Below are 215 nucleotides of genomic sequence, written 5' to 3'. Positions count from 1 at the left end.
GCGGCCGCTGCTCGCCTGGAAGCCGTGACGATCGAGAATCTCGACTGGTCGGTCTTCATGGCGCGTTACGATCGCCCTGAGGCGCTGTTCTATCTCGACCCGCCCTATTTCGGGTGCGAGGGCGACTATGGCGACGGCTTCGGCCGGGAGCAGTTCTCGGCGATGGCCGACCAGCTGGCCGCCATGAAGGGCCGGTTCATCCTGTCGCTGAATGA

The 215-nt window shown here is 64.7% G+C and carries 1 pseudogene; it reads left to right on the top strand.

Going from position 1 to position 215, the window contains the following annotated elements:
* Positions 1-215: pseudogene (locus tag RRF55_RS29130) on the top strand (DNA adenine methylase); the annotation flags it as partial.

It is taken from the genome of Klebsiella sp. K47 (genome assembly GCF_051858335.1).
GTDB classification, from domain to species: Bacteria; Pseudomonadota; Gammaproteobacteria; order Enterobacterales; family Enterobacteriaceae; genus Klebsiella; species Klebsiella pneumoniae.
This window is presented reverse-complemented; position numbering and strand designations above follow the sequence as displayed.